Here is a 21,530-nt window from a genome sequence, read left to right as displayed (position 1 = left end):
AAAAATCGTAAATCTTAAATATAATCCAGGATTGTGAATCGCGCAGGAGGGGGCAAGTGCTATGTCAGAAAAAAGTCTTGAGAAGGAATATCAAGAGAACCTACAATACCTCGTCAACCTGACAACCTTCGGAATCAATTTTGGTCTGGGGCGCATCCAAGAGCTATTAAAACGAATCGGAAATCCCGAAAGCGCTCTGCGAGTGGTACATGTTGGCGGGACAAACGGCAAAGGATCGACAACCGTCATGATTGCCCGAATCCTGCGGGAAGCGGGCCACCAGGTAGGGGTTTTTACCTCGCCTCATATGCATGATTACCGGGAGCGCATGGTTATCAACGGTCTCAAGATTTCCAAAGAAGATGTCATAGAAATGATCCGGCGGGTGCGTCCTCACTTGGAGAATATGGTGGCAGAGGGATTTGAGCATCCCACGGAGTTTGAGGTCAGCACTGCTCTTGCCCTGCTTTATTTTGCCGAGAAAAATGTGGACTACGCGATCATTGAAGTTGGTCTGGGCGGAGCTATTGATTCCACCAATGTGGTGAAACCCCTGATTTCCGTGATTACCAATGTCAGTATGGATCATATGGACTATTTAGGCAATGATGTGGTGTCCATTGCTAAAGTAAAAGCCGGGATCATCAAACCCAACTCTGTTGTAGTCACAGCGTCCGAAGATCCCGACGTGATTCAGGTTTTGCGTGATCAGGCCCAAGCCATGGACGTACCTCTCTGGCTAGTGGGAGAAGATGTTCATTGGGAAAGCAAGTGGAGCGGGGAACTGGAACAAGAATTTGACCTCGTCGGGCTGCATTCCAGCTACTCTAAATTACGGCTGCGCCTCATGGGCTTGCACCAGCTGCGCAACGCAGCTACAGCGGTAACCGTTTGTGAAGTGCTGCAAAGCGATTATGGCGTTACGATTCCCAGAGAAGCTATTTATGCAGGCTTGCGGGAAGTCGAATGGATCGGCCGCTTAGAATTATTTTCCCTAAAACCGAAAATCCTATTGGATGGAGCTCATAATGTGGATGGAGCGCGTGCCTTAGCCCAGGCTCTGCCTATCTATGAACGGGAGCGCCTGGTCTTATGTCTGGGCATGCTGGCGGATAAGGAACGGGAAAAAGTCGTTAAAATGCTGGTTCCCTTAGCGGATGAAATCGTCATCGCCCGGCCTAATTCACCTAGGGCTGGGGATTGGAAAGCCTTGGGGGGGTTGGCTGAAGAATATGGCAAACCGGTAACCTGCATTGAAGATCCCAAAGAAGCGGTGATCTTCGCCCTGACCCGGGTGGGAGAGAAGGATATGCTCTGCGTCACCGGTTCAATCTACATGCTGGCAGATGCTCGCCAAGCCTTAATTGATAATGTTAAGCTAGTGTAAAAATTTTTTTTTGGAAAAGTTTTACTATCCGAAACTGTCAAGCTCGCACAGAGTGCCGTTTGCAAACTATAAAACATTTTTGGGGCCAATCTGGGGCTTGAAAAGTTAACACAAACTTAACACAAGATTTCTGAGATTTGGTATAATACTTTCTGGAGTCTCACTGCCACGCCGATAGTTGTCATATAAGTTGTTAGATGTAGTGAGTTCTGCCTTTAAAACGCTCAGTTCCACGGTAGAGTTGAATTTTATGTTGGGGGTATACTATGTTTAAGTTGTCGCCAAAAGAGGACAAATTTTTTGAACTTTTTTCCCAAAACACTGAAATTATCACTAAATCCCTCAAAAGGCTTTATGGGATTATGCTGCAAGACAGTGTTTCCACAGAAGATGCTGCCCAAATGCATCGTATTGAAAACGAAGCTGACAACGTTACCACTCAAATCCTGGAACGCCTGAATTGCACCTTTATCACACCCATGGATCGAGAAGATATCTATAAACTAGCCCAAGTCCTGGATGATATCGTCGATTTTGCCGAAGGCACAGTGGAACGCATGCTCCTCTATCGTACGGGAAAACCATCCCTGGGGGCTCAAGAACTTGTTCATCTGGTTGAACTGGCAGCTGAGCAGATTCAAACCGCTTTCTCCTACTTAGGCAATCTCCATTCCAAAAAAACCAATATTTTGGCTGCTGCCGAAGAAATCTATCATTTGGAAAGCGCAGGGGACAAGCTCTACAGAGAAGAAGTAGCCCGCTTGTTCGATTTTGAAAAAGACCCTATTGAAATTATTAAATGGAAAGAAATCCTGGAACACATTGAAGCAACCTTAGATCACTGTGAATCCATCGCCGATCTTCTCAAAAGTGTGGTCTTAAAATATGACTAGTCTGGGTATGATGGTCGTTCTGGTCGTATTTTTAGCCCTGGCTTTTGACTACATTAATGGCTTTCACGATACGGCAAATGCGATTGCGACAAGCGTTTCGACCCGGGCCCTAACTCCCAAACAAGCTGTGATGCTGGCCGCCTCCTTTAATCTTTTTGGAGCCCTATACAGCACCGGTGTGGCCCAAACTATTGCCAAGGACATAGTATCGCCAGTCTATGTAACCCAAGAAGTTGTGATTGCAGCTTTGCTCAGTGCCATTGCCTGGAACCTTATTACCTGGTACTTTGGTATTCCCAGCAGTTCTTCTCATGCCATCATCGGCGGAATGGCAGGAGCGGCGGTGGCTAAAGTGGGCTTTAGTGTCCTGCAGTGGCATGGTATCGGTAAAATACTGGCAGCCTTAATAGTCTCTCCCATTGTCGGTATCATCTTAGGCTTTATTATCATGAAGACCTTGGCTTTTTGTTTCGGTGGTTTTTCTCCGTCCAAACTGAACCATGGCTTTAAAAAGATGCAGGTTCTCTCGGCCGGATTGCTGGCCTTTAACCACGGTTCCAATGATGCGCAAAAATCCATGGGAATCATCACCATGGCGCTTATAGCCGCAGGGCTGCAATCTCAAACCGTTCTGGACCCTCCTTTGTGGGTGAAATTTGCCTGCGCTCTGGCCATGGCCAGCGGAACGGCTGCAGGGGGCTGGAAAATTATTCGTACTATGGGAGGAAAAATCTTTAAACTGGAGCCTATTAACGGTTTTGCAGCAGATCTCACCTCATCCATTGTAATTTGGACAGCCACCGTATTTCCCAGTCTGCACCTGCCTGTGTCCACCACTCACGTGGTGTCAGGTTCCATCATGGGGGTAGGCAGTGCCAAACGTGTCTCGGCAGTACGCTGGGGGGTAGCCCAACAAATGCTGGTGGCTTGGGTTGTGACCATCCCTACCACATCACTCATGGCGGCGCTCTTTTATTTTCTCCTTTCTAAAGTTATTTAAGAAATGTTATACTTGGCCCTTGTTCTTATTTCAATCATTATTTATAATAGTTTTTAACGGTCTTGGTTCTTGTACCAAGGCCTTTCTAATACTAGTCAGAAAGTATAACTTTTTGTTGCATACTGCAAGATGGCTAACCCGTGCGAAGACAGTGTCTTCGTCTGAAGCATAAGTGCAACCAACGGTTTCGCCGTCGCTAAGGCTTGGCGAAGCCGGGTTTTCTATATTCTTTTCGGTCTATTTTCGCTGATTGTTACATATCTTCCCCTAGAGAAGTTGTCCTAAGCGGCACGGGAGGGGAATGACCATGAAAATTATTGATCAGTTTCGTGTCTTAGTGGTTTTGATTTTAGGGCTTGTGGCCTTGGCTTTATTGACCTGGGGAATCGGAAAAATCTATTTGGAACTTATCGGCCAGCCCAGTCAGGAGAAAACTGTGGGGCAGGATAAGGAAAAAACAAACTCCAACATCATCTTAACCTTGCCGAAAACCTCCTTTTGGATCTGTCAGGCCGGGCTCTTTCAAAACGAAGAAAATGCCCAGCTGACCAAGGGTCACATGAATGTGCTGGGCTATAAAGCTGAAGTCATCAGCGCCAATCCCTGGATAGTAGGGGTTGGTCTGGGCCATTCTGCCGAAGAGATTAAAGAACTGCGGGAGCTTTTAGCCGCCCAAGGAATCTCGACTATTCCCAAGCAAATCCAGCTCCCCCAACGGTCCTTTCGGGTTGGGGGCAATGGAGCAGAACTCACCGCCGCTATGCTGACCAATGTCAATACCATTCTCGGCCGAGGGATAACTAAAGAGGTCCTTAATCAAGAAGAGCAATTATGGGCAGCCCTGGCGGGAGAGCATCCCCCTAAGGACTTAGTGGGCCTTCATGAAGCCTACAACCAAATAAGGTCCCAAACCGACGCTCAGCAAAAAAATATCGGATTATCCTTGTTTTTTCATTTTCAAAGGATTATAAATGCATATTCTGGTAAATAATACTAATAGGTATCCAATAATTAAACATTTTGGTAAATTAGAGGTAGATATAAATTGCGTTTTTTTTCGATAGTGCTATAATTAACATACGAAATTAAGGCAAAATTCCAACAGAGAAATGGGGGAACTTATGAAAACGCTAAAAATTCCAGAAGCAACAATTATTCGGCTTTCAGTATACTCACGCCATTTGACTGAAGTCGATCGTAAAGGAATTATAACCACATCCTCAGGGGAAATTGCTGATGGAGTCGGCGTTAGCCCTGCGCAAGTGCGGAAAGACTTGGCATACTTTGGGGAGTTTGGAACTCGAGGCGTCGGTTATAATGTCAAAGATCTCCGCCAGCATATTATGAGAATTCTTGGTTTGAGTTCTGATTGGAGTGTAACCTTAGTTGGGGTCGGAAACTTAGGTTTGGCCTTAAGTACATACAAAGGCTTCCGAGACCGAGGTTTTATCATCACCAGTATTTTTGACGCAGATCCCAATAAGATCGGCACCGTTATTGATGGTGTGGAAGTTCAGCCAATCGACCAATTAGAAGCTGTCGTGCGCCAAAATCGTACTCAAATTGGAATTGTGGCAGTGCCCGCGGCCGCGGCTCAAGAAACAGTTGATAAACTCATTAACGCAGGAGTGGCAGCTATCTTGAACTTTGCCCCAGTGGTATTGAATGTCCCTCCGGAGATTGAGCTTCGAAATGTCGACTTAGCAGTAAATCTTGAAGTATTAACCTTTAATGTTTGCGGACAAAGGTGTTATTAAGACAAAGGTGTTATTAAGACAAAGGTGTTATTAATTCGTATGTAACAGTTGTATATCAAGGTAGACTATCGTATAATAGCACAGTAAGAAGTGTATCTAGGGTTCCGCTGAAAGGGTCTGGTCCGAGCGATACAGGTTGGAATGTGCCGGCTACACCGTGTGGGAAAAAAGCCCCGTGGCAAGTTCTTTGGAACTCGTTATGGGGCTTTTGAGTATACTTTTTATACCAGGAAAGTGTCTTAGTCAAGAGGAGGAGAATGATGAATCAGAACCAGGGTAAGAAGAAAATTATGGTGTATGATACAACGTTGAGAGATGGTGCTCAGGGGGAAGGAGTTCATTTTTCAACTCAGGATAAGCTTAGTTATGTTAAACGAATTGAGGAAATGGGAAGTCTTTATGTGGAAGCGGGATGGCCCGGCGCCAATCCCAGGGATGAAGAGTTTTTTCAGCAATATCGTGAGTCCAAGACTTCCTTGACCCGGGTTGCTGCTTTTGGCAGTACCTGCAAAGTCTCGGAATCCCCTGAACAGAGCGACATTTTGCTAAAATTAGTAGGGTCCAAAGCTAAGACCATTACTATCTTCGGCAAATCCTGGGATCTCCACGTCCGGGATGTGCTGAGGGCTACCTTAGAGGAAAATCTCCGCTTAATACGGGAGTCCGTTGCCTATTTAATTGCCCAGGGGCGTGAAGCCTTTTTTGATGCGGAACATTTTTTTGACGGTTTTAAAGAAAATCCCAGCTATGCCTTGAAATGTATTTCCGCTGCCCTGGAAGGCGGGGCCAAGACGATTATTTTATGTGATACCAACGGCGGCAGCCTGCCCAGTGACATTGAAAAAGGTGTCCGGACAGTATTGCAGGAATTCGCTCCTCAGGAGCTGGGCATTCACGTTCACAATGACCGGGGACTGGCCGTTGCCAACTCCTTAATGGCAGTGGAAGCCGGGGCAACTCAAGTTCAAGGAACCTGGAACGGCTTTGGCGAACGCTGCGGCAATGCCAATTTAAGCACACTGGTTCCCCTCTTGCAGCTGAAGGGGGATTACGACGTGGTTTCTGAGGCAGCTTTGCTGAAAATCACCGCCTTCTCCCGTTTTGTTGCCGAGCTTTCCAACGCACCCTTTGATGAGAAGCAGCCTTTTGTGGGGCGCAGCGCCTTTGCTCATAAAGCGGGAATGCATGTGGATGCCATTCTTAAAAACCAGCGTACTTTCGAACACATAGATCCCGCCGATGTGGGCAACGAACGCCGCATCTTAATTTCGGATCAAGCGGGGAAAGCCAACATTCTGGAGCGGCTGTGCCGTTTTGAACCCACCCTGCGCAAGGATGATCCCCGGGTTGAGCAGGCTATGCATGAAATTAAAGAACTGGAGCATCAGGGATTTCAGTTTGAAGCAGCGGAAGGCAGCCTGGATCTCTTGCTTTTGCGTATTCTTGGCAAACTGAATTCTTCCGCCTTTGAAGTCCTGGATTATCACGTTTGGAGCGACCCTTTGCGGGGAGAGCTGGATTCTGTGGCCGTGGTCAAGGTAAAAGTCGGCGAGGAAACCGTCCAGATTGCTTCGGAAGGAAACGGTCCGGTCAATGCTTTGGACACAGCCTTAAGGCAGGCTCTGGCCAAGTTCTTCCCGGTGTTAAAAGAAAGTGAACTGGTGAATTACAAAGTTAGAGTATTAGACGGCGCCCATGGCACAGAAGCCGTAGTGCGGGTTATCATGGATACCCGCCTGGGAGAAGAAGTCTGGGGAACTATTGGGGTATCCAAAAATATCCTGAAAGCCAGTGCTCAGGCCTTGCTGGATGCTATTAATTGCACTATCTGGCGGGGAGACTCTAACCCAGGGTGAGAGAGGTCGCGTCATCTTGCTCGGCCCTGCCCTCGTCGCTGCGTGTGATCGCGACTCTCTTGGGCTTGGGGAGACGGTTGAGAATGCGATTTTTTTCGTTTCCCCTTATGGGAAACATGGAGGCGTATGTTGCGTAAAATGGGGAGGGTTCTTAGTCTTTACAGTAAGACAGGAACTTTCCCCATTTTAGTTTAGTAGTGACTGGATGTGTCAGGCAGTGGACATTAAGTAAACAATATGTAAGCGTTAAGTAAATGCCGTTTAATAAAAGTTACATAACTGGATGGATTCTGATACAGTATACTTATAGTTGTTATAAGGGGAGAGAGAATATATGCGGCAAGAAAAAGATTTAATCGGTGTTCATGAAGTTCCGGATGACGTATATTATGGCATCCAAACCCTCCGTGCTGCGGAGAATTTCCCCATCACCGGCTATCGCCCTCACCGGGAGCTGATTCGCGCTTTAGCCATGGTAAAAGGGGCTGCGGCGGAAGCAAACATGTTTATCGGAGCCTTAAACCCCAAGATCGGTCAAGCCGTTGTCGAAGCTGCCAAGGAAATAATTCAGGGACGTTTTCATGATCAATTTATCGTTGATGTGATTCAAGGCGGCGCTGGGACGTCTATGAACATGAATGCCAATGAAGTCATTGCCAACCGGGCCGTTGAGATTCTGGGCGGAAAAAAGGGCGAGTATTTCAGAGTCCACCCCAACACCCATGTGAATATGGCCCAGAGCACCAATGATGTTTTTCCCACAGCCATCCGCATTGCCTGTTTTAATGTGGGCAATGACTTGCTGGAGGTTTTAGAGAGCCTGCGCCAATCATTTTTGGATAAGGCCCAGGAGTTTGACAGTGTCATAAAAATGGGGCGGACTCATCTCCAGGACGCCGTTCCCATTCGCTTGGGGCAGGAATTTTCCGCCTATGCCCATATGCTGGGCAGGGACATGCAGCGGATTAAAGGAGCCCTGCGCTCCCTGGAAATCATCAATATGGGAGCTACCGCTGTGGGTACCGGCTTAAATGCCGATCCCCGCTATATTGAGAAAGTGACAGAACTCTTGCAGCAGTGGTCGGGCTTGCCCCTGGGTTTAGCCCCTGATTTAGTGGATGCCACTCAGAATACCGATGCTTTCATGGAGGTTTCGGGATCTCTCAGAACCCTGGCCGTCAATCTCTCAAAAATAGCCAACGACCTGCGCTTAATGGCCTCGGGACCCAAAACCGGCCTCAATGAAATCAACTTGCCCCCTATGCAGCCCGGATCTTCAATCATGCCGGGCAAAGTCAATCCAGTGATTGCCGAAGTGGTCAATCAAGTGGCTTTTCAGGTTCAGGGCAATGACTGTACCATCGGCCTGGCCTGCGGAGCCGGACAGCTGGAGCTTAACGTTATGGAGCCGGTAGTGGTCTTCAATCTCCTGCAATCCTTAGACATACTGCGCAATGTAACCCGAGTATTCCGGGAGCGTTGTGTAGCGGGCATCACAGTCAATGCGGAACGCTGCCGGGTAATGGTTGAAACCAGTGTCGGGCTGGTCACAGCGATTAACCCCCATGTGGGGTATGAAGTGGCTTCCATGATTGCCAAAGAGGCCCTGGAATATGGCCGTCCTGTTGCCGAAATAGTCCTGGAAAAGGGAGTCTTAACGAAAGAAGAGCTGGATGTGATTCTAAATCCTTATGAAATGACCAGACCGGGTATTGCCGGAGTGGAGCTGTTAGAAGGAACGAAGAGTAAATCCTAACTGTGAAATCGCTAGTTGTAAGGTAGGGCGGTCTTCACTTGCCTTTCCTAGTTCTACTAGTGTGAGGATGAGACCAATATAAAAGGAGTCTGCAGCATTGCTTTTATTTGCTGCAGACTCCTTTTATGGTTTTTCGAGAAAGGTTATTTTATGAAAAAAATAATTAAGGGATAAATCTCAGAAAATCAGACGCATAGTCCTGTTGATAATTGTCTATTTTATGAGCAAAAATCTTATGTTTTTTGTAGGGTCTTTTTGCCTAGTACTCGGTCTAATATAGCATCAATAAGCTCCTGAGAACAGGGTTTTGCTATTACTTGCAAAGGCTGGACCGGCATGAACTGTTTGTGATCTTCTGCAGAGGTTACAAACACTATTCTGCATTTTGACGGGGAAGCGGATTGCCGTATTTGCATGGCTGTTTCGAGTCCGGTCAGCTTTTTCATGCTATTATCAAGAAACACCAGGTCAAAAGTTCTGTGATGCTGATCAAGCTCCTCAAGAAGCTCTTCACCACTGCCGAATTGGCAGATCTCAAATACCCCTCCTTTTTCTTCTTCATATTGACGAAGGAGTATTTCTAATAATTTACGGGGCAATGGCCTATCATCACAAATTTCGATATTAAGCAAGATCATCTCCTCCATATTTTTAAATGAAAGCTAAAAAGGTAGTTTGAACCATTATAAAGCGTATAAAAACCAATTACAAGTGTATAAATACTCTTATGGTTTGTTAAAAGAATTAACCATAGTTGATAAATTGAAGCAGGGTGATAGCGTTTGGGGATTAATTACAAGGAACTAGGCGAACGGATTGCAAAAAGGCGCAAAGACTTAAACATGACACAGGATGATGTGGCAAATGCAACAGGTCTGAGTAATAATTACATTTCAAATATAGAAAACGACCATTCTATTCCCAGTATTGAAACCTTACTTAAAATTTGTGAAGCTCTGGGTATCACGCCGGATTACCTGCTGTTAGGAATTGTCAGAGATACGGATGACGCCCTGCTCTCTCAAATCAAGCAAAAGATTCAGCTTTGCGACGAGAAAAGATTGAAATTGGTTGATCATTTTATAACGTGGGTGATTGACGAGGAAATCCCCTAACCTGATAATTACAAAGAAATCTCACAGGATCTCTCCCTGCGAGATTTCTTTGTAATTATCGCTAATGTCATTCGAGGCAGTGGTTTTGATGAAATTAAATTCCGGACTAATGGAGTTATTTGATCAAGGGCAAACGAGTCCAAACAAAAACAAGCTTTTTGGTGTAGCGGAGTATTTTCTTAATAAAATAGTTTCGGAAGCCGGGGAATCAATAACACCGCTCAAACTACAAAAGTTGGTGTATTATGCCCAAGCTTGGTCTTTAGCATTTTATAACTCATTGTTTGAAGAAGATTTTCAGGCCTGGGTCCATGGTCCTGTTATGCCTGGTTTGTATATCCATTTTAAAGAATACGGTTCTGGGAATATACCAAAGGTTTCTTCTTTCGATTCCAGTGTATTTGAGAAAGAAGAAATAACTGTGCTGGATTTAGTTTGGTCTGTTTATGGTAAGTACGATGCTAAATATCTAGAAAGACTAACTCATATCGAAAAACCTTGGTTAGATGCAAGAGAGGGAAAAAATCAGGATAAACAATGTACTAATATTATATCTAAAGAAGAAATCAAAAAATATTTTTCTGGTTTGAGGAAAAACCATGATATTTGTAGTGAATATAGCCTTAAAAATATGTATCAAATATAGTCGTTCCTTAACGAGGTCCTCAAAAATAGCCAATTTAAGAATCATGGTTCAGTGGCAGGGGCATGAAAGGCTGCCCTGAAAAAATCCACAAAGTATTCTGCGAAAATAGACCCAAAAGCCAGGGTGGCTTCGCCTCACAGGAGTGAACCCATTGCATGGAGAGGCGGTTAAGCCCACAAAGCGGTTGCGGGGATTGCGGAGCCTGGTTCACTTCAGGTACTACCCAGAGGTTTGGCGAAGCTCCCGCAGCCGCGAGTGGGCGAGCCTCGGAATGCTGGGTGAGCGGATGTGGGCGAAGCCGCCCGACCCGACAGCACTCTAGTTTCCATCATCTTTAACAGGCTCCTCACTTAAAGTGTAGAGGCTGTTTTTTTTATGTTTTAGTTTGTCAAGAAGAACATTGTCGAACTTGCTTAGTCATAGGGAAGATGCTACACTTATATGAAGGAAAAGTGGAGTTAATCTTGATTTTTGGCATGTTTGCTATGGACGGAAGGGGAAACGAATTATGGCAGTTGGACGAAATTCTTCTGGAACTGGAAGAACCGTCTTACTCATTATGATCGGTGCTGCCTTAGGGACTTTAGTGGGATTTGCATTGGAAAAATACGGCATATTCGCCCCGTTTTTACGGCCTGCCGTTATTGATATACCCTCGCATACGTACATAGATTTCTTTTTTCTCTCCCTCTCATTTGGTTGCCGCATTAGTATTACCATTGCAACCTTTTTAGGAGGCATCGGAGGGTATCTGCTGTCAAGGAAGGTGTAACATGCTCGTGCTCGCTTCTTCCTCTCCTCGGAGGGCACAACTGCTTCATGAGGGAGGGTACGTTTTTGAAACCGTCAAAACACAGGTTTCTGAAGAATTGACGGAAGGAATTCTCCCGGAAATAGGGGTCAAACAGTTAGCTTTACGTAAGGCCCAAGCCGGTTTCGATTATTGGCTAACCACAGGAGAGAGTTCTCAGGACGTGGTCTTGGGAGCGGATACCATGGTGGTTCTTGATGCCTGTATTTTAGGAAAACCGGCTACAGCTGAAGAGGCAGCAGAAATGCTGCAGAGACTGAGCGGAAGGACCCATCATGTTTTAACGGGAGTAGCCTTAATCTCAGGATCGGGAAAAGAGCTTGCCGGCGTGGTTAAAACCGTCGTACATTTTCGTCAGTTGGAAACCCAGGAGATAAAGGACTATGTAGCTGGCGGAGAACCCATGGACAAAGCAGGCGCTTATGGGATTCAAGGAGAAGCCCAGCGCTTTGTCACGTCCATTGAAGGTTCACTAACCAATGTCATAGGCTTGCCTATGGAATATCTCTCAAAACAGCTTAGGGCGTGGGGGATTGAGCAGACAAATGTCGTCTCACGCGAGGTGGATGATGAATTACCGGCGATTGAAAGATTTACCGGAGGAACTTTTACCCCGTGAGAGGCTCTGCCAACTAGGGCCAGAAGCATTATCGAACAGCGAAGTCCTGGCCATCCTTTTAAGGACGGGCCTTAAAGGAGAAAATGTCCTGAGCTTAGCAGAACGAATTCTGGCAAGTGTCGGGGGGCTCTCAGGACTAGGGAAGCTGACGGTTCATGATTTAGCTCAGATTCACGGTTTAGGAAAGGCAAAATCGGCAGAATTGAAGGCTGCTTTAGAATTAGGACGCCGATCCGTCTCTGTCGATCCTATGTCCAGACCGGTGGTCAATTCCCCCCAGGATGTAGCGCATATCGTCATGGAAGAAATGCGCTATCTTGACCGTGAGCACTTTCGAGTACTTTCCCTGTCCACCAAAAACCATGTGTTAGGGATTACCTCAATTTCCATAGGCTCACTCAATTCATCCATAGTACATCCGCGAGAATGTTTTAAAGAGGCAATAAGGCGCAACTCCAACGCTATTATTTTATTGCATAATCATCCCAGCGGGGATCCTACCCCCAGTCAGGAAGATGTGGAAGTAACCCGCCGTCTGGCCGAGGGGGGTAAGATTCTGGGGATTGAAGTTATAGATCATGTGATTATAGGAGATAATCGCTATATCAGCTTGAAGGAACGGGGAATCATATGACGCGAGGTTCGTGGTTCGATGTTCGAGGCACGAACTGTGAATTCGATTCTGCGAATCGAAGAACGGAATGGACTCAAATCGGACCTCGTACCTCGAATATGGAAGGAGCATAAATAGCCATGTTTAATTTGTTTAGCAAGGATTTAGGAATAGATTTAGGAACGGCTAATACCGTCGTACATGCCAAAGGCAAGGGGATTGTGGTCAGAGAACCATCCGTGGTAGCTATGGATATCACCACCAAAACCCCTATGGCTGTGGGTGACAGCGCCAAAGAAATGATTGGCCGGACCCCCAGCAACATCGTAGCCATTCGCCCCTTAAAAGATGGAGTTATCTCGGATTTTAACGTCACTCAGAAAATGCTGAAGTACTTTATCAGCCGGGCTCTGGGAACAGAGCACCCCTATATTCGCCCTCGTGTGGTCATCTGTGTACCGTCAGGGGTTACCCCTGTGGAAGAACGGGCGGTTAAAGAAGCCGCTATGGCAGCAGGTGCCAAAGACCCCATTATTCTGGAAGAGCCCATGGCGGCGGCCATCGGAGCCGGGCTGCCTGTCAGTGAACCAACGGGGAACATGATCGTGGATATTGGCGGCGGAACCACTGAAGTCGCCGTGATTTCCTTAGGCGGGATTGTCACCAGCCGTTCCATTCGTGTGGCTGGGGATGAGATGGATGACGCCATCATTGCCCATATTAAGCGGCGCTATAATCTGATGGTGGGTTACCGCACGGCGGAAACCCTGAAATTTGAAATCGGTTACGCCTATCAAGCAGAAAAAGGCACCTATACTGTGCGCGGACGGGATTTACTAACCGGTCTGCCCAAAACCATTGAAGTGACCTCAGAAGAAATTCAAGAGGCTCTGCAAGAACCGGTCATGGCTATTGTGGACGCCGTCAAATCATGTTTGGAAAAGACTCCACCGGAGTTATCGTCGGATATCATGGACCGCGGAATTATGATGGCAGGTGGCGGCTCTTTACTGCGCAACTTGGATCGACTGCTCTCTGAGGAGACGGGCATTGCAGTACACATAGCGGAGGACCCATTGTCCTGTGTTGCAATAGGAACAGGTAATGTTTTAGAACATGCTGAAATCCTTCGTAGAATTGCTGCCTCGCAAAAAAGCTAAAATAGCGGGGAGGAATTATGGTGGGGAAAAGAGTGAATATAACGGGAATCGCGGTTCTCGTTTTCTTCCTCTTGCTGGGAGTGTTAATAACCATCCGCTTTACAGGCCTGGGCAGTAATTTTCCTAACCCGATTGGCGGAGCTATGCAGCGGGTTTTAAGCCCTTTAGAAAAACCCATTCTTGGCTTGGGAAATGCCATTAAAGATAATACCCGGGCATTGTGGAGTTTTTCAGAGGTTGCAAAGCAAAATGAAGAACTGCGCAAGAAAGTGGATCAGCTGACCGGCGACAATATCAAGTTAAAAACGGAAATCTTAGCGGGTATGCGCTACAATGAGCTGGATCAGGGCCAATTCCGCAGTCCGACCCTGGAAAAATTCGAAAAAGTCGGAGCCACTGTGATTAATCGCAACCCTACCACCTGGTACCGCACTTTGACCTTAAACCGGGGCAGCCAGGATGGCGTGACCGTCAATTCGCCGGTAATCGGCGACTTGGGCCTGGTGGGGAAAATCGTCTCTGTGACTCCCACCACCTCGGAAGTCTTACTGATCCTGGACGGTGAAGGACAAGTAAGTGCCGTAGTCCGGGGCAGCACCGGCGGCGGAACCTTCGGCATTGTCCAGGGGAATTTCACCAAGGGTTCCCGCCTTACCTCGGAAGGGAACCTGCAAATGCTCTTTCGCAGAGAGGATGGCATTAATGTAGGGGATCTGGTCTTTACCTCAGGTATTGGCGGAGTATACCCCAAAGATGTTCCTATCGGTCAAGTCAAGGAGATTCAGTTAGACCCCTCCGGCTTGCTGAAAACAGCCTATATCCAGCCCCTTATTGACTTTGACTCTCTGGAAGAAGTCTATATTGTGAAAAAGGGGGAGGGGAAATAGGAATGCGTTATGTTTTAATCGCGGTGATGTTTCTCCTAAGCCTGATCTTGCCGGGAACCCTCTTTCACTTTTGGTCCTGGTCGGGGATTAAACCTGATCTCCTTATGCTTTTAACCATCTATATGGCCACCCATCATCGCTTCCGTTCAGGTTTGCTGTGGGGACTGGGTGCCGGTTTATTGGAAGATTTATATTTAGGCAGCTATGTGGGCATGTATACCCTCACTCTGGCGGTAGTGGCTGCTTTAAGCTACTGGCTGGCAGAACGCTGGTACCGGGAAAATTTCCTGCTTACCACCTTTATGGTATTTCTGGTGACCGCCGTTGGACAGCTATTGATTGCCTTTTTAAGCTTAGGTGCCGGCCTCCATTGGTCGGTTTCCGATTTTGGCCGTTTAGTTATCGGGGTTTCCCTCTACAATGCGGTTTTAGTGCCTCTAACCTATCCCTGGATTCACCAATCCTTTGTCCGGGGCTGGCTGCGCTACCGACCCCGCTATGAACGATGAACCACGATTTGAGAGGAGGTTACCAACTTGGATGATAAAGAACGAAAACCCTTTGTCTACCGGCTCTGGGGTTTAGGCGGCGTGGTAGTTCTGGTTTTTTTGATCTTGAGCTTCAACCTCTGGCGTTTGCAGATCGCTCAAGGCTCTTATTATTCCGCCATGGCCAAAGGAAATGTCATGAAACTTGTTAAGGTGCCTCCGACACGGGGAGACATTGTGGATAAAAACGGCAAGATCCTGGCCACCAGTGTCCCGGAATTTGTGCTTAATCTGGACTGGATGGACTTGCAGCAGGCAAAAAGCAGTGAGTGGAAAGATGTAGTCCGCAAGCTGGCGGCCTTCCTCAAAGACTATTGGCCGAACCCTAATCAGAGTGTGGATTCCATCGCTGAAGATATCTTTGCTAATATTCAAAACCATCAATGGGAGCGCTACCGTCCTGTGACTATTCTCGATGATGTGCGTCCTGAATTGCAGGCCATTATCGCCGAACACCAGGAGGAGCTCCCCGGGGTGAGTGTGGAAGCCATACCTGTGCGCTCCTATCCTCAGCATAGCCTGCTCGGTCACGTTTTAGGCTATGTCCGTGAAATATCCGAAGCGGAAATCACTCAATTCAATAAAGATCCCGATGCCCAAGCCGCCGGCTTTGTCTACGCTCAGGGGGACATGGTGGGCAAGATGGGTGTGGAAAAAACCTATGATTTTTGGCTGCGAGGCAAGGAAGGTGTTCAGCAGGTTGAAGTGGATAACAATGCCCGGCCTGTCAAAAAAGAGATTCTCCAGGCTCCCGAAGCAGGCAAGACAGTTCAGCTGACCATTGACTCGGATTTGCAGAAGGTTGTGGATGACAGTATGGATCAAGTCATCGCCAATATTCAAAAAGACAATCCCACGGCTCACGCCGGGGCAGCAGTGGTTATGGATGTGAATACGGGGAAAATCTTGGCTATGACCTCCCGTCCCAGCATGGACCCCAATGATCTGATCGGGATTATCTCCGAGCAAATGGCCGACAAGTACTGGCCTCAGGACCCGAAGCGGGCCTCGGAAGCAGCTTCCCTGAACAGGGCCTTGACGGGTTTATATCCGCCGGGGTCAACCTTTAAGATGGTCACGGCCATGTCGGCTTTGCAAATGGGTGTAACCACACCCAGTGAGAAAGTTGATGACAAACTCTCATCCTTAGGAGGCCCGGATTCTCAAAAGTCTGGCTTCGTCGAATGGGGCAACAACTATTTTGGCATGGTCGATCTCTACCGGGCCCTGGCTAAATCCTCGAATATTTATTTTGAAGTCATGGGCCGCCGGGTCTTTGACAGCAATGCGGAGATGATCGGTCAGATCGCCCGGGAATTTGGCCTGGGTGTGGAAAGCGGCGTGGATCTGCCGGGAGAAGCCAAGGGGATATCCCCCTCGGCAGAATGGAAAAAAGCCTACTTTACCAATATTTATAAAAATGCCCAAGAGTCCCGGGATAAATCCCTGGCGGAAATCGAGAAAAACTATAAGCCCAAACTGGAGCAGGCTGCCGACGAGACGGCCCGTAAAGAGATCCAAAAGGAAAAAGATGCAGAAATTGCCAAGGTCCAGGATTTATACAAACAGAGAACCGCTGAACCCCTGGAGTGGCGTCCCTATGACAGCTACAACAACGCCATTGGTCAGGGCTACAATGCCTACACCCCCATACAGCTGGCCAATTATGTAGCAACCATTGTTAACGGCGGCAAACATTTCCGCCCCTATGTGGTGGATAAGCTCATCGATCCTCTGACCGGGGAAACCGTCAAACAGTTCGAGCCCAAGGTTCTCAATACCGTGTCGATTTCTCCCGATGTTCTGGAGGAAGTCAAGCAGGGTATGCAGGATGTCATGACAGGAGAAGGGACTGCCAGCTTCCTCTTCTACGATGTGCCGGAATTCAGCGGCGGCGGCAAGACAGGAACAGCCCAGATCGGCTCTAAGGATACCATATCCGGTGATATCTATAACGGGGTCTTTGTAGCCTTTGCTCCTTATGATCATCCCCAGGTGGCCTTCGCCGGAGTGGTTGAATTTGGAGGACATGGTGGGGAAACAGCAGGTTACGTCGCCAAGGCGGCTTTTATGAAGTATTTTGGTTGGAAGAGCACGAATGGAGGCTGAAAAACGAGGAAATTTATCCTCGTTTTTTTCGTTTGGATAAAGGGAATTTGGACAGGCTTGTAGAATTTATAGAAAGCATTTTTTATTAATGATAAGCGATGGGGGATTGTTCAGGTTGACACGGACAGAACATGTGGCACTAAAGGGCACCCGTGATGGATTGGTGCTGTACCTTGATCCAGCTGCAGACTTTAAATTGCTTATTGACGAGCTAGATAATCTTATGAAGAATTCTGATCAATTCCTCCAAGGCGCAACCCTTCGGTGCTATGCTGGGAAACGGGAATTTTCTGAGGATGAACTCTCTAGCTTGGCAGCCGTCCTCAAACAATACAGGCTGGAAATCGCAGGGTGGATGACTCCTGAAGAAGTCTACCATCCCGGTAAGGCGAAGCCCAGTATGGCTGAGGAGAGAGCACGTCTCAGGGAAGAAGGAATGGTAGAAGGACACTGCCTCTTAATCGAACGCACACTGCGCTCAGGAAAAAGTGTGCAATATGAAGGGCATGTGGTGGTACTTGGCGACGTAAACCCCGGTGCGGAAATCATTGCCACGGGCAATATTGTGGTTTTGGGCTCTCTGAGAGGTGTAGCCCATGCCGGAGCAACAGGGGATCGGACGGCTACAGTTAGCGCCTATCATTTGGCACCGACTCAGCTGCGCATTGCGGATTTTGTGACCAGGGCTCCGGATGATGAAGCAGATGGGCGTGGTCCGGAAATTGCCAGGATCAAAGATGATCAATTAATGGTGGAAGCGGCCGGTATGAGTGGCTGGCGTAGCAAGGCCCGTTAATAAAAGAATAAGTTATAGGGAAAGGCAGGTCTAACTATGGGTGAGGTAATCGTAGTGACTTCTGGAAAAGGGGGCGTAGGCAAGACGACAACATCCGCAAATATCGGCACGGGATTAGCTAATAATGGGCAAAAGGTCGTTCTTGTCGATACAGATATTGGTTTGCGTAATCTCGATGTGGTGTTGGGATTGGAAAATCGCATTGTTTATGACCTGGTGGATGTGACCAGCGGAAATTGCCGCTTGAAGCAAGCCCTGATTAAAGATAAACGTTTCCCCAATCTCTTTTTGCTGCCCGCAGCTCAGACTAAGGATAAGACAGCGGTCAGCCCGGAACAGATGAAGGCTTTATCCTTGGAATTAAAAGAAGAATTTGACTATGCTATTATTGACTGTCCGGCGGGAATTGAACAAGGCTTCCGCAACGCCATTGCCGGTGCGGACCGGGCCGTCGTCGTCTGCACCCCTGAAGTCAGTGCCGTGCGTGACGCTGACCGGATCATCGGTCTTTTGGAAGCGTCGGAACTGAGAAATCCTAAACTGATCATTAATCGTCTCCGCCCGGATATGGTGAAACGAGGCGACATGATGGATATTTCGGATATTTTGGATATCCTGGCCATTGAGCTCATCGGTGTGGTTCCTGAAGATGAGAGTATTGTCATTTCCACTAACCGCGGGGAACCCGCAGTTTTAGATTCGGGTTCCAAAGCAGGAGAAGCTTACCGGCGGATTACCCGGAGAATTCAAGGGGAAGATGTTCCGCTGATGAACCTGGAAGTACCCAAAGGAATCATGGATCGACTCAAAAAACTCATTGGCATTGGTTGACCGTTCGGTACTGAGAGGAGGAATTGTCCTTGTTAGAATTTATCAGCAAAATGCTAGGCAGGGAAAGTGCCTCGAGCAAGACAGTGGCAAAAGAACGTCTAAGGCTCGTCTTAGTGCACGACCGCGCCAGCATTTCGCCTGCTATGCTCAACAGATTGAGGGAAGATCTGGTTACTGTGATCTCCAATTACATGGAGATCGACGAGGCCGCACTGGAGTTTAATCTCTGTCAGGATGAAAGAGAAGTAGCTTTAGTGGCCAACATTCCCGTTGTGAAAATGAAGCGGGACTACGCTGCCAAAGGGTAAGATTGAACGAAGAAAATTGAATAGAGACATAAAAAGAGTTTAAGGCGACCGCTTTAGAAGCGGGGCTTTAAACTCTTTTCCCTTTGGGAGAAGGGGATATTCTATGGTATAATGAACAAATAAGTATACAGCAAATAAGCTAAGGGGATTTATCACGTGGATAGACGAGCATTAAGAAACCTGGATTTACTTTTTATTCTCTTTACCTTTTTATTGTTAGCTGCGAGTCTCGTGATCTTGAGCACAGCCTCTATTAATGTTATAAAATCCGATCCCATGCACTATGTGGAAACCCAGACGGTCTGGATTATCACCGGGATTGCGATTGCTGTGGTGATAGCGGTTATCGACTATCAGAAATGGCAGCACTTCCGCTGGTGGATTTACGGCTTTAATTTGCTGCTGCTCTTGGCGGTTATCTTCTTTGGGGATACGGCCAAAGGGGCAACCCGCTGGATATACTTTACCCCGACTATTGGAATTCAGCCCTCAGAGTTTGCCAAGATATTTATTATCATAACCTTTGCCGACTTTTTAACGGAGCGAGAAGGGCGGCTTAATAATATCAGAGATTTTATCCCGCCCTTTTTATTTGTCCTCGTACCCATGCTTTTAATTTTCAAACAGCCTGACCTGGGGACCACCCTGGTTTTTGCCGCCATATTTGTAGGCATGATGTTTGTAGCCGGGGCCAACCCCTGGAAATTTGGCGGCCTCTTATTGGGAGGGGTGGTCGTTATTGGAGTGGCCCTTTGGCTCCACTTTTCCACTAACCTGCCTGGCTGGCTGCAGTGGGCTCAGGGACTCCCCCTGCCTTTGCAGGACTACCAGCTGAATCGCTTAGTCATCTTCATGAACCCGGCTGCCGACCAGACTGGGGACGGCTGGCATATTCTCCAGTCCCTTTGGGCCATCGGCTCGGGAGGCTTGTGGGGAAAGGGTTATCGCATGGGCACCCAAGGCCAGCTGAACTTTCTCCCGGAACACCATACGGATTTTATTTTCTCCGTGGTTGGAGAGGAGTTTGGTTTTATCGGGACCATCACCCTGCTTTTCCTGTTTCTGATCTTTCTCCTGCGCAGCATTTACATCGCTTTGCGGGCCCGGGATATGTACGGAATGCTCGTCTCTGCAGGGGTTGTCTCCATGTTTACCTTCCATATCCTCGTTAACGTGGGAATGACCTCGGGAATTATGCCGGTGACGGGAATTCCCCTTCCCCTGATCAGTGCCGGGGGCAGCGCCATGTGGTCCAACATGGCGGCCATTGGACTCTTGTTGAGTGTGAACTTGAGGCACCGACGGTTGATGTTTTAACAGCTTGGGTCGGGCAGCTTCGCTTCCCCGCGCCGTCTTGTGGGCTTTTACCACCTCTCCATGCAATGGGTTCGCTCCTGTGGACGAAGCTGCCCTGTCTTTGGGGCTTTAATTTCTTCTGAATGGTTTTGGGGTTATTTTTAAGGATGTAGAGATTGAAGAGTGGTTCTCCTTTTGGGATTCTTGCATAAATAGAACTGATAGCACAGTTCTATTTTTTTTTCCTTTTTCATAGGCTTTATGGAGGTGTACGAGCTATAGCAAAGTTCGATAGTTTATCTTTATTCAATCTTTGAGGGGGCTTCGAGAAGGGGGAAAATGGATGAATCCTTTTGAACGCTGGGATGACTGGGAATGGGAACGGGCCATTCATGAAGTCGGCAAAGAACAAGGCCGGGGCCGGTCCGTTCCTAAATATAACCCACAGGGGCGCTATCGCAGCTCCGCGAAAAAAGGCTGGGGAAATTTATTCAATCATTGGAATGGAGTACAGAAGAGAACCTTGTTAGCGGCACTGTTATTCTTAATGGTGTTTTTCAGTGCCAATAATACGGACCCGGTATCCAGGGCCGTCCATGCCATCTACCGGGGAGCCATGGATTCGGGGAATTATTACACGGCCCTTAATGGTATGGCCAAGGAAGCCCTGTCTTTGGGCGGAGTTTCTAACGAGAGCGTGGCCGTGGATCTGGCCATGAGAGGCAAGTTCTTGCCCCCTATTTCCGGGCCGGTGATGGCCGGATTCGGAGAGGTGGGAAGTGACGGTTCCGTTCACCAGGGCCTGGATGTGGGGAGTGCCCTGGGAATTTCCGTGGTGTCCCCTGCCAGAGGAGTTGTGACATTCGTAGGGGAAGACCCTCAGCTGGGAAAACTGGTGAAAATCGATTTTGGGGACGGCTGGACCACCGTCCTGGCTAATCTGGGAGATATACCAATTGAGAAGGGACAGAGAATCGAGCGAGGACAAACCGTTGGCACGGTGGGGCTGTCAGCCCCTCTTAAGAAGCCCTGGCTGCATTTTGAACTGCGCAAGAATAACCAGCCCTTGAACCCGATTCCCTATCTCATTCCGCCTGAAGCTAAGAACTAATGAAATTGAACAGAGAGCTCATTTTGGAAGG

General features: G+C 47.8%; 21 protein-coding genes and 1 pseudogene. 21 read left to right on the top strand and 1 reads right to left on the bottom strand.

What is annotated here, in order from left to right:
• The first annotated feature begins 61 nt into the window (after nt 1-61).
• The 7 genes and pseudogenes from DESOR_RS25135 to aspA all read left to right on the top strand — a co-directional run bounded on the left by DESOR_RS25135 (nt 62) and on the right by aspA (nt 8,649).
• On the top strand, nt 62-1,387 hold the full coding sequence (locus DESOR_RS25135) for a bifunctional folylpolyglutamate synthase/dihydrofolate synthase (protein WP_014187416.1): 1,326 nt from the start codon (nt 62-64) through the stop codon (nt 1,385-1,387).
• A gap of 266 nt (nt 1,388-1,653) precedes the next feature.
• The gene (locus DESOR_RS25130) at nt 1,654-2,280 is read left to right on the top strand and encodes a DUF47 domain-containing protein (protein WP_014187415.1); all 627 of its coding nucleotides are present in this window, start codon (nt 1,654-1,656) and stop codon (nt 2,278-2,280) included.
• The gene (locus DESOR_RS25125) at nt 2,273-3,280 is read left to right on the top strand and encodes an inorganic phosphate transporter (RefSeq protein ID WP_014187414.1); all 1,008 of its coding nucleotides are present in this window, start codon (nt 2,273-2,275) and stop codon (nt 3,278-3,280) included. Before DESOR_RS25130 ends, DESOR_RS25125 begins: the two co-directional genes overlap by 8 nt.
• Nucleotides 3,281-3,587: 307 nt before the next feature.
• Nucleotides 3,588-4,271 carry an SPOR domain-containing protein gene (locus DESOR_RS25120; protein WP_014187413.1) on the top strand — a complete coding sequence of 228 codons (684 nt, stop codon included), beginning with the start codon at nt 3,588-3,590 and terminating at the stop codon, nt 4,269-4,271.
• A gap of 115 nt (nt 4,272-4,386) precedes the next feature.
• Nucleotides 4,387-5,037: pseudogene (locus tag DESOR_RS25115) on the top strand (redox-sensing transcriptional repressor Rex); the annotation flags it as partial.
• Nucleotides 5,038-5,297: 260 nt separating this feature from the next.
• Nucleotides 5,298-6,893, top strand: coding sequence for a citramalate synthase (gene cimA / locus DESOR_RS25110; protein WP_014187411.1), 1,596 nt, complete (start codon nt 5,298-5,300; stop codon nt 6,891-6,893).
• Between the two features lie 334 nt (nt 6,894-7,227).
• Complete coding sequence (aspA, locus tag DESOR_RS25105; protein ID WP_014187409.1) at nt 7,228-8,649, top strand: aspartate ammonia-lyase; 1,422 nt, start codon at nt 7,228-7,230, stop codon at nt 8,647-8,649.
• A gap of 233 nt (nt 8,650-8,882) precedes the next feature.
• On the opposite strand, the gene DESOR_RS25100 is transcribed toward aspA, so the two are convergent.
• Nucleotides 8,883-9,281 (bottom strand): LytR/AlgR family response regulator transcription factor, encoded by a 399-nt coding sequence (locus tag DESOR_RS25100; RefSeq protein ID WP_014187408.1) that lies wholly within the window; start codon nt 9,279-9,281, stop codon nt 8,883-8,885.
• A gap of 150 nt (nt 9,282-9,431) precedes the next feature.
• Between DESOR_RS25100 and DESOR_RS25095 the strand changes: the two genes are divergently transcribed.
• The 14 genes from DESOR_RS25095 to DESOR_RS25030 all read left to right on the top strand — a co-directional run bounded on the left by DESOR_RS25095 (nt 9,432) and on the right by DESOR_RS25030 (nt 21,499).
• Nucleotides 9,432-9,764, top strand: a complete 333-nt coding sequence (locus DESOR_RS25095) for a helix-turn-helix domain-containing protein (RefSeq protein ID WP_014187407.1) — start codon at nt 9,432-9,434, stop codon at nt 9,762-9,764.
• Between the two features lie 109 nt (nt 9,765-9,873).
• A complete protein-coding gene (locus DESOR_RS25090; protein ID WP_042332764.1) occupies nt 9,874-10,410 on the top strand; it encodes a Panacea domain-containing protein in 537 nt (178 codons plus the stop codon).
• Between the two features lie 508 nt (nt 10,411-10,918).
• Nucleotides 10,919-11,182 (top strand): DUF4321 domain-containing protein, encoded by a 264-nt coding sequence (locus tag DESOR_RS25085; RefSeq protein WP_014187404.1) that lies wholly within the window; start codon nt 10,919-10,921, stop codon nt 11,180-11,182.
• A 1-nt stretch (nt 11,183) separates the two neighbouring features.
• Nucleotides 11,184-11,840 carry a Maf family protein gene (locus DESOR_RS25080; protein WP_014187403.1) on the top strand — a complete coding sequence of 219 codons (657 nt, stop codon included), beginning with the start codon at nt 11,184-11,186 and terminating at the stop codon, nt 11,838-11,840.
• Nucleotides 11,791-12,474, top strand: a complete 684-nt coding sequence (gene radC, locus DESOR_RS25075) for a RadC family protein (RefSeq protein WP_014187402.1) — start codon at nt 11,791-11,793, stop codon at nt 12,472-12,474. The genes DESOR_RS25080 and radC overlap by 50 nt, the downstream gene beginning before the upstream one ends.
• 119 nt (nt 12,475-12,593) lie before the next feature.
• The gene (locus DESOR_RS25070) at nt 12,594-13,613 is read left to right on the top strand and encodes a rod shape-determining protein (RefSeq protein WP_014187401.1); all 1,020 of its coding nucleotides are present in this window, start codon (nt 12,594-12,596) and stop codon (nt 13,611-13,613) included.
• Between the two features lie 17 nt (nt 13,614-13,630).
• A complete protein-coding gene (gene mreC, locus DESOR_RS25065; protein ID WP_014187400.1) occupies nt 13,631-14,500 on the top strand; it encodes a rod shape-determining protein MreC in 870 nt (289 codons plus the stop codon).
• Nucleotides 14,501-14,502: 2 nt separating this feature from the next.
• Nucleotides 14,503-15,009, top strand: a complete 507-nt coding sequence (gene mreD / locus DESOR_RS25060; RefSeq protein ID WP_014187399.1) for a rod shape-determining protein MreD — start codon at nt 14,503-14,505, stop codon at nt 15,007-15,009.
• A gap of 27 nt (nt 15,010-15,036) precedes the next feature.
• Complete coding sequence (gene mrdA, locus DESOR_RS25055; RefSeq protein ID WP_014187398.1) at nt 15,037-17,157, top strand: penicillin-binding protein 2; 2,121 nt, start codon at nt 15,037-15,039, stop codon at nt 17,155-17,157.
• A gap of 115 nt (nt 17,158-17,272) precedes the next feature.
• On the top strand, nt 17,273-17,953 hold the full coding sequence (minC, locus tag DESOR_RS25050) for a septum site-determining protein MinC (protein WP_014187397.1): 681 nt from the start codon (nt 17,273-17,275) through the stop codon (nt 17,951-17,953).
• Between the two features lie 36 nt (nt 17,954-17,989).
• A complete protein-coding gene (minD, locus tag DESOR_RS25045) occupies nt 17,990-18,784 on the top strand; it encodes a septum site-determining protein MinD (protein WP_014187396.1) in 795 nt (264 codons plus the stop codon).
• A gap of 29 nt (nt 18,785-18,813) precedes the next feature.
• The gene (gene minE, locus DESOR_RS25040; RefSeq protein ID WP_014187395.1) at nt 18,814-19,092 is read left to right on the top strand and encodes a cell division topological specificity factor MinE; all 279 of its coding nucleotides are present in this window, start codon (nt 18,814-18,816) and stop codon (nt 19,090-19,092) included.
• 156 nt (nt 19,093-19,248) lie between these two features.
• Nucleotides 19,249-20,409 carry a rod shape-determining protein RodA gene (gene rodA, locus DESOR_RS25035; RefSeq protein ID WP_014187394.1) on the top strand — a complete coding sequence of 387 codons (1,161 nt, stop codon included), beginning with the start codon at nt 19,249-19,251 and terminating at the stop codon, nt 20,407-20,409.
• 322 nt (nt 20,410-20,731) lie between these two features.
• Nucleotides 20,732-21,499 (top strand): murein hydrolase activator EnvC family protein, encoded by a 768-nt coding sequence (locus DESOR_RS25030; protein ID WP_014187393.1) that lies wholly within the window; start codon nt 20,732-20,734, stop codon nt 21,497-21,499.
• Nucleotides 21,500-21,530 lie beyond the last annotated feature (31 nt).

Source organism: Desulfosporosinus orientis DSM 765 (assembly GCF_000235605.1).
Taxonomy (GTDB): Bacteria; Bacillota; Desulfitobacteriia; order Desulfitobacteriales; family Desulfitobacteriaceae; genus Desulfosporosinus; species Desulfosporosinus orientis.
The sequence above is the reverse complement of the archived record's forward strand: the minus strand, read 5'-3'. Positions and strand labels throughout refer to the sequence as shown.

What these genes read in the sequence shown, in the direction of transcription:
- DESOR_RS25135 (WP_014187416.1), top strand. Translation starts at nt 62, where the DNA reads ATGTCAGAAAAAAGTCTTGAGAAGGAATATCAAGAGAACCTACAATAC.
- DESOR_RS25130 (WP_014187415.1), top strand. Translation starts at nt 1,654, where the DNA reads ATGTTTAAGTTGTCGCCAAAAGAGGACAAATTTTTTGAACTTTTTTCC.
- DESOR_RS25125 (WP_014187414.1), top strand. Translation starts at nt 2,273, where the DNA reads ATGACTAGTCTGGGTATGATGGTCGTTCTGGTCGTATTTTTAGCCCTG.
- DESOR_RS25120 (WP_014187413.1), top strand. Translation starts at nt 3,588, where the DNA reads ATGAAAATTATTGATCAGTTTCGTGTCTTAGTGGTTTTGATTTTAGGG.
- cimA (WP_014187411.1), top strand. Translation starts at nt 5,298, where the DNA reads ATGAATCAGAACCAGGGTAAGAAGAAAATTATGGTGTATGATACAACG.
- aspA (WP_014187409.1), top strand. Translation starts at nt 7,228, where the DNA reads ATGCGGCAAGAAAAAGATTTAATCGGTGTTCATGAAGTTCCGGATGAC.
- DESOR_RS25090 (WP_042332764.1), top strand. Translation starts at nt 9,874, where the DNA reads ATGGAGTTATTTGATCAAGGGCAAACGAGTCCAAACAAAAACAAGCTT.
- DESOR_RS25085 (WP_014187404.1), top strand. Translation starts at nt 10,919, where the DNA reads ATGGCAGTTGGACGAAATTCTTCTGGAACTGGAAGAACCGTCTTACTC.
- DESOR_RS25080 (WP_014187403.1), top strand. Translation starts at nt 11,184, where the DNA reads ATGCTCGTGCTCGCTTCTTCCTCTCCTCGGAGGGCACAACTGCTTCAT.
- radC (WP_014187402.1), top strand. Translation starts at nt 11,791, where the DNA reads ATGAATTACCGGCGATTGAAAGATTTACCGGAGGAACTTTTACCCCGT.
- DESOR_RS25070 (WP_014187401.1), top strand. Translation starts at nt 12,594, where the DNA reads ATGTTTAATTTGTTTAGCAAGGATTTAGGAATAGATTTAGGAACGGCT.
- mreC (WP_014187400.1), top strand. Translation starts at nt 13,631, where the DNA reads ATGGTGGGGAAAAGAGTGAATATAACGGGAATCGCGGTTCTCGTTTTC.
- mreD (WP_014187399.1), top strand. Translation starts at nt 14,503, where the DNA reads ATGCGTTATGTTTTAATCGCGGTGATGTTTCTCCTAAGCCTGATCTTG.
- minD (WP_014187396.1), top strand. Translation starts at nt 17,990, where the DNA reads ATGGGTGAGGTAATCGTAGTGACTTCTGGAAAAGGGGGCGTAGGCAAG.
- DESOR_RS25030 (WP_014187393.1), top strand. Translation starts at nt 20,732, where the DNA reads ATGAATCCTTTTGAACGCTGGGATGACTGGGAATGGGAACGGGCCATT.